We start from the raw sequence: 6611 nt of genomic DNA, 5'->3' as shown, positions 1-6611 counted from the left end.
AATTTAGGCACTTTTTCCCTGAAAATTAGGTAATTGGCCACCTCAAAACTGGTAAAACCCCACACCCCACACCCCACACCCCACACCCTACCCCCACGAAAAACTTTTTGCCGCAAACCCTAGTTAATCTTTGGAGAGAATTAAATGATTTTTCTCCGTTAATTTTGCCATCCAACCCGGTTCAATCACAATCGTGCTAATTTTTTCGATAATAATTGCGGGTCCTGTCAGACAATCAAAAGGTTGCAGATCTGAACGCTGATAAATTGGCGTTTCCCGCCATTGATTAGCCATAAAAACCACTACTCGATCGAGGATAGGAGGTAATTCTCCCATCGGACGGGAGCGAGTTAAAATTGCTTCTTTGGGACTGTCCATAGTCTGGATCAATTCCACGGCAATCGACTCAACAATTAAAGCTTTTTGTTCTTGCTTAAACCCATAACGTCTTTGATGTTCCCGTTCAAAATCCTGACGCATTTGATCGCTAAAATTAACCGCTAAAGTGGCATCACTGCCTTGATATTTTAAACTAACTTGCTGCCGCACCCGATTATAATCCTCTAATTCCCGACCCGCTAAAACTTCTAATTCGTTCATTTCCGTGAGCAACTGCCCGATTAAATCGGCATTTAACCCCTGTTCGATCGCTTTTTCTTTAATTACCCTCAAATCGGCCAAACCCATGCCGTAGGCGCTTAAAACCCCGGCATAGGGATGGAGAAAAATACTTTTCATTCCCAGAGTATCGGCAATTAAACAGGCCACTTGACCCCCGGCACCGCCAAAGGTACAAAGAGTATAATCACTGAGATCATAACCCTTTTGTAGAGAGATTTTTTTAATCGCATTAGCCATATTTTCCACGGCAATTTGAATAAACCCCGCAGCCAGCAGTTCAGGACTATTATTACCCCCCATTGTTGCCGCCAATTCTTGAAACTTTGTCAGCACAATCTCTCTATCTATGTGTAAATTTCCTTCTTGTCCAAAAATAGCAGGAAAATAGGCAGCTTGAATTTTTCCTAACAAAACATTAGCATCGGTAATTGTTAATGGGCCACCCCGTCGATAACAGGCAGGTCCCGGATTAGCTCCGGCACTTTCTGGTCCGACCCGAAAACGATAACCATCATAGACTAAAATTGAACCCCCACCAGCGGCCACGGTGTGAATACTTAACATCGGCGCTCGCATTCTTACGCCGGCAATTTCGTTATCTGTTTGGCGCTCGTATTCCCCTTGAAAATGAGAAACATCGGTGCTAGTTCCTCCCATATCAAAACTGATAATTTTGCTAAATCCCGCCCTTAAACTGGTTTGTACTGCCCCGACTATTCCCCCCGCAGGACCAGATAAAATACTATCTTTACCCTGAAATTTATCGGCGGTGACTAAACCGCCATCGGATTTCATAAATAACAAGCTAGTTTTCGGTAATTGCTGGCTAATACTATCAACATAGCGGCGTAAAATTGGCGATAGATAGGCAGAAACTACCGTGGTATCTCCCCGGGATACCAGTTTCATTAAAGGACTGACTTGGTGGGAAATGGCTAGGTGAGTAAAGCCGATTTCTTCGGCAATAGCTGCCACTTGTTTTTCGTGGTCGGGATAACGATAACCGTGCATAAAAACAATCGCACAACTTCGGATACCCGCTTGATAAACTGGTATTAAATCGGCTTTAACTTGGGCGGGATTAACGGCGATTAATTCTTGTCCTTGACGATCGTAGCGTTCGGCCACTTCGATAACTTGTTCGTATAATAAAGAAGGAAGAATAATTTGACGTGCAAAAATATCGGGGCGATTTTGATAGCCAATTCTCAAGGCATCTTTAAAACCTTTGGTGATTAACAAAACCGTGCGCTCTCCTTTTCTTTCTAACAGCGCATTGGTGGCTACCGTTGTTCCCATTTTGATCACTTCGATGTTATCTAGGGAACCGCTAATATCTTTGATCCCTTGAATGACTGCATCTGGGTATTTTTCGGGATTCTCCGAGAGCAGTTTATAGAGAACAATCCACTGTTGATCGGCAAGGGGAACAATCAGAAATCTAGCGGCATCTCTAGCTAGTCGTTCAATAATTTCTGGTCGATCGATTATCGCCACTATATCGGTAAAAGTTCCCCCTCGATCGATAAAAAATTTTAACATAATCCCTTCCAGTTCTCAGAATCAATTAACAATTGCGCCTAATCCTTTTAAAATAAACTAGATTGATCTATCTGAGTAAGCAAAATGTCCACAGGAATCGCTATCTTAGGGGTAGGACGTTGGGGAGTGCATTACGTCCGTCATTTTTCTCAACATCCCTCAGCACAAGTAGTGGCGATCGTTGACTCCTCCCCCGAAAAACTCCGTCTCTGTCGCGATCAATTTAATCTCGATACTAATAAGGTTATTTTAGCCAATGACTGGGAATCTATTCGCAATCACCCCGAAATCTCGGCTGTGGTCGTCGTTACTCCCGCCATCAGTCATTATCCCCTGATTAAAGATGCTCTTAATTTAGGTTATCACGTCCTCGCCGAAAAACCCTTAACCCTCAATCCCCAAGAATGTGCCGAATTAACGGCATTAGCGGCTAAAAAACAGCGTATTTTATTAGTTGATCATACCTATCTTTTTCATCCGGCCGTTATCACTGGACAAAAAGTCCTGCAATCCGGGGGTATCGGTAAACCTCTTTATGGTTATGCCACTCGCACCCACCTGGGGCCAGTTCGTCAGGATGTGTCCGCTTTGTGGGATCTGGCTATTCACGATATCTCGATTTTTAATCATTGGCTAAATAGTACTCCTGTATTAGTACAGGCAAGGGGAACCTTCTGGCTACAACCTAATCTAGCCGATTTAGTCTGGTTAACCCTGATCTATGGCGATGGTTTTCAAGCGACTATTCACCTTTGTTGGTTGAATCCCGATAAACAGCGACGTTTAGGGATAGTTGGCAGCGAAGGGACTTTAATTTTTAATGAATTAGACGCTCGATCGCCTTTAACCCGACAAAAGGGCCATTTTGAGCGTCAGGAAGCCTATTTTATTCCCCGGGGACAGGAGACGGAATCTATCCCTATTGCCGATGGTGAACCCCTAAAAGCATTGTGCGAACATTTTTTAGAGTCGGTGGCTACGGGTGTCAATTCTCCTGTATCTTCGGGATCGGTAGGGACGGAATTAGTCAAAATCCTCCAGGCAGCAGAATTATCTCTAGCCAGAGGTGGAGAGATTGTGCGCTTAGAATAGGTAAAAATGGGATCGATAGGTAGGGTCTGCTGAAAAAGTTTTTCGTGGGGGTAGGGTGTGGGGTGTGGGGTGTGGGGTGTGAAGTATAACCTGATTTGCTATTGACGAGGAGTTTGTACGGCGTTAGATTTATTAGAGGTTTTCTTAATTTGTACCCAGTAAGGGGGTATCGGAAATTCTGTTAATCCTTCCTGCAGCACAGGTTATGGCTTTTTGTCAATGGGGAAGTCCAGAACCCGATCGGTGCGTAGCGCGCTCGATCGCTAACGGCTCAAATCAGCGACGGCATTAGAAAGCAAGCTCGGCAGCGACGAATTGCGACCGTCCGCTGCCACGCAGTGTTAGCTGGTGGTTCAAGGAAATAACTCAAAGTAATCGCAGTGACTTGGACGAATAATCGAAAAATCTCGGCGATCAAGTGTGTAAACGCGAGTAATAGTAAGCCTTTCAGCTATGGCAATGATCGCTGCATCTGTAAAGTCAAGCTGATTGTCAGCATATTGTTCCAATATCTCATGCACTCGTACCAAGTCTTCTGGGATTACAGGTTCAACTTGAACCGCATCAGGTGTCATACTGGATACAAAACGGCGCATTGCTTGGTGGCTCAATCTTGATGCAATCAGATAGCAGACCTCAGGCAGGACAACGACAGGTAGAACCAATGGCTCATTCACGCTTTGAGCAATAGCCAACACCCGTTGATGATTGCGATCGCCCTGATCGGTCAAGGCAAACAAAAAACTGGTGTCAAGTATCGCCGTCATACTGAATTGCTTGGGTTAAGATTCCAGCCGGACACCGGATCAATCTCATTGCCTAGAATCTCTTCATCACGTTCTGAAATATCCTGTTGACCAGAGTTGCCTAAACCTGCAACTGCAAGCAGAAAACTAGAAGAATGAGTGGTCAGTTCTCTTTGATGGGCTGCTTTATAGCGAAGATAGTCCAGAAAATTAGACAGTTCCACTAAAGCCTCATCAGGGAGAGCCTTGACTGCTTCAAGTAGCGGTTGCCGTTCTATAATGCTTCTATCCATTACTAAATCTTAGATTAGGACTTCTCCTATTTTACTCCTCAACTCAACGAACAGGCTCACTTACTAACTATCACAGCAGGTAACACCTGAATACAGTCCGCACAAATTGGCATGAAGTCAAAGATCACAGTTGGGGGTCTGCCGTTAACCTAACCCACCAGAGCGGTGTACTGCTACGCAGTGCCTTCGACATCGCACTTAAATCCACAGTTTCCATCAATGTGCATGGTGCGTTCCCCAAAATCGATCGCTGGAGTAGTAGGACTTGCATTAGGGAACGCACCCTACCAGCTGAATTCACCCGCCATTTTGGTCTATTTTCCAGCATCAGTCGCTTTTTATTAGTCGGGTGCAATGATTTGTTAGATCTCAAATTCGATTACAGTAGCAATGGCGGCTACAATTTCCAGTATTGTAATTTCAGAAACGCTTCCTAATTTACGAATAAACCTTTGTAAATCCACCCCCCTTAGTTGAAGAGTATCAATTGCAGAAGCTTTATTCAATCCATTGATACTGTTAGGTTCAATTTTAACGTGCCAGAAATTTGCTGAAAAATATGTTTTCCAGTCTGTAATAGGAGCAATAAGCTTGATAGGAAGCTTTCCTACTGAATCGGAACTGATGACGACAGCAGGACGCAATTTTTTGATTTCTGCACCAACAGTAGGATCGAAGTTGACTAACCAAATTTCTCCACGTTTTGGCAGCTCAGGGTTAATACTCAATGATGTCACCTGCCATTAACTGCTGCCATTCAGAATCTTGTTGATAGTGAGAGAGCATTATATCGGCTTGACTTTTGAGAATATTCCTCCGTTCAGTCATTGGTAACTTCAGAAAAGCAAGACGCTGTTTTAAGGATGGAGAGATATATTCGGTGGTGGAATAATCAGAACTAACTTCTTCAACCAAAATAACCACCTCAACAGTTTGTCCTACAGTCAGCTCTGGAGATTCAATTTCAATTCTATTTCCCGGTAGGACTTTTGCTGTCGTGTACAAAGTTGATTTAACCATTTTAAGCCTTCTCTTTAAGTATTGTTGTTAATATAGCTTATTAAGATCGGCGACCGCACTTTAACCCACAGTTTCAATCAATGTGCATGGTGCGTTCCCCAAAATCTATTAGTGGAGTAGTAGGAGCCAGATTAGGGAACGCACCCTACGGCGATGGCGATCGCATTGCGTAGCAGTGCCTTCGACATCGCACTAAGTTTGGAGCATAACGATCGATTTCACCGACATTTTGGATCGTAGCGGAAAAATGTCAGGTACAACGATTTGTTATACCTTATCTTTCTTTGTCAGTTAAATCAATATATTCAGTTTGTATTCGTTTATTCTTGATTAGTATTCTAAAATACGGACATTTCCCATTTACTGATAAATCTTTATCATCATTCCCTTTCCTGAATTTAATTATTTCAAATTGGTCGGGATTGAATTTATGTAAAAATGTTATTGGTACACCCATAACCCCCTTGAAGTCTAAGGGAATGTCTTGGGTTTTATTGACATTAATTCCATCATAATTGTCATATTTTGGATATTCAGCTTCATTGCCAAAATATCTTTTTGTGAGAGCCATATCTTCCTGTCGTTTTGATGTGTCTAAGTTGGTTAACCATAAACAATTATTTGGAGAAACTATTCTATTTCCAGAATTGTCAATACGAGCCTCTGTTCCATAAAGTTCCTATTGTTCGGGAACAATAAAACCAGAAATACCTCTACCAAGATTTATTCCTAACCACGCTTTGTCTTCTTTAATTAGTTTGAAAATTTCTTGATAGGTTATTGCATTAATATTGCCAATTATCAAAAACTTTTTGTCGTATTTAACTAATTGAGCTACATATTCTCTGAATAATGAAAATGGGGGATTAGTCACAACAATATCGGACTTTTTTAATAGTTCAATACTTTCAGGACTACGAAAATCCCCATCCCCATTAAAGTAAACAATGTCAGTTGAACTAGGTTTATTTTTTTCTCTCTCTGTACCTGTATATTCAAAGAAAAAACCCTTTTCATCTTCTTCTGTATTAAATAAATCTCTCACTTGTTCTCGATAACAAGATGTTATGATTTTTTTTAGACCTAATTTTTTAAAGTTTGCGGCAAAATACTTTAAAAAGTTACTAATTCGGGGGTCATCGCAATTGCAATAAACTACTTTATTTTCAAAATGACTTTTATAGTGTTGCAACTCACTTTCTATATCTGAAAGTTGTGTATAAAACTCGTCACTTTTTAATTTTTTAGCATTTTGCAATAATTTATTTGTCGCATTTCTTGCCATGTTCAACCTTTT

The 6611-nt window shown here is 41.8% G+C and carries 6 protein-coding genes and 1 pseudogene; 1 reads left to right on the top strand and 6 read right to left on the bottom strand.

The genetic code is table 11. The annotated features are described in order from the left end of the window. Positions 1 to 123: 123 nt before the first annotated feature. Entirely contained in the window at positions 124 to 2163 is a 2040-nt protein-coding gene (locus PX636_RS08995) for a hydantoinase/oxoprolinase family protein (RefSeq protein ID WP_288116805.1), read from the bottom strand. 84 nt (positions 2164 to 2247) lie between these two features. Here PX636_RS08995 and PX636_RS08990 point away from each other — a divergent pair, with 84 nt between their 5' ends. Then, positions 2248 to 3255 (top strand): Gfo/Idh/MocA family protein, encoded by a 1008-nt coding sequence (locus PX636_RS08990; RefSeq protein ID WP_288116802.1) that lies wholly within the window; start codon positions 2248 to 2250, stop codon positions 3253 to 3255. A 353-nt stretch (positions 3256 to 3608) separates the two neighbouring features. Here the strand turns inward: PX636_RS08990 and PX636_RS08985 are convergent, their stop codons facing one another. From PX636_RS08985 to PX636_RS08965, 5 genes and pseudogenes are all read right to left on the bottom strand, one after another. Beyond that, a complete protein-coding gene (locus PX636_RS08985) occupies positions 3609 to 4022 on the bottom strand; it encodes a type II toxin-antitoxin system VapC family toxin (protein ID WP_004268924.1) in 414 nt (137 codons plus the stop codon). After that, a complete protein-coding gene (locus tag PX636_RS08980) occupies positions 4019 to 4294 on the bottom strand; it encodes a hypothetical protein (RefSeq protein ID WP_002752671.1) in 276 nt (91 codons plus the stop codon). Before PX636_RS08980 ends, PX636_RS08985 begins: the two co-directional genes overlap by 4 nt. A gap of 362 nt (positions 4295 to 4656) precedes the next feature. Further along, positions 4657 to 5031, bottom strand: coding sequence for a type II toxin-antitoxin system PemK/MazF family toxin (locus PX636_RS08975; RefSeq protein WP_172968156.1), 375 nt, complete (start codon positions 5029 to 5031; stop codon positions 4657 to 4659). Continuing rightward, positions 5012 to 5314, bottom strand: coding sequence for a hypothetical protein (locus PX636_RS08970; RefSeq protein ID WP_288116801.1), 303 nt, complete (start codon positions 5312 to 5314; stop codon positions 5012 to 5014). The genes PX636_RS08975 and PX636_RS08970 overlap by 20 nt, the downstream gene beginning before the upstream one ends. A gap of 274 nt (positions 5315 to 5588) precedes the next feature. After that, positions 5589 to 6599: pseudogene (locus PX636_RS08965) on the bottom strand (adenine-specific methyltransferase EcoRI family protein). Positions 6600 to 6611 lie beyond the last annotated feature (12 nt).

The sequence above is a fragment of the Microcystis sp. M53598_WE2 genome (genome assembly GCF_030067735.1).
GTDB classification, from domain to species: domain Bacteria; phylum Cyanobacteriota; class Cyanobacteriia; order Cyanobacteriales; family Microcystaceae; genus Microcystis; species Microcystis aeruginosa.
The sequence above is the reverse complement of the archived record's forward strand: the minus strand, read 5'-3'. Positions and strand labels throughout refer to the sequence as shown.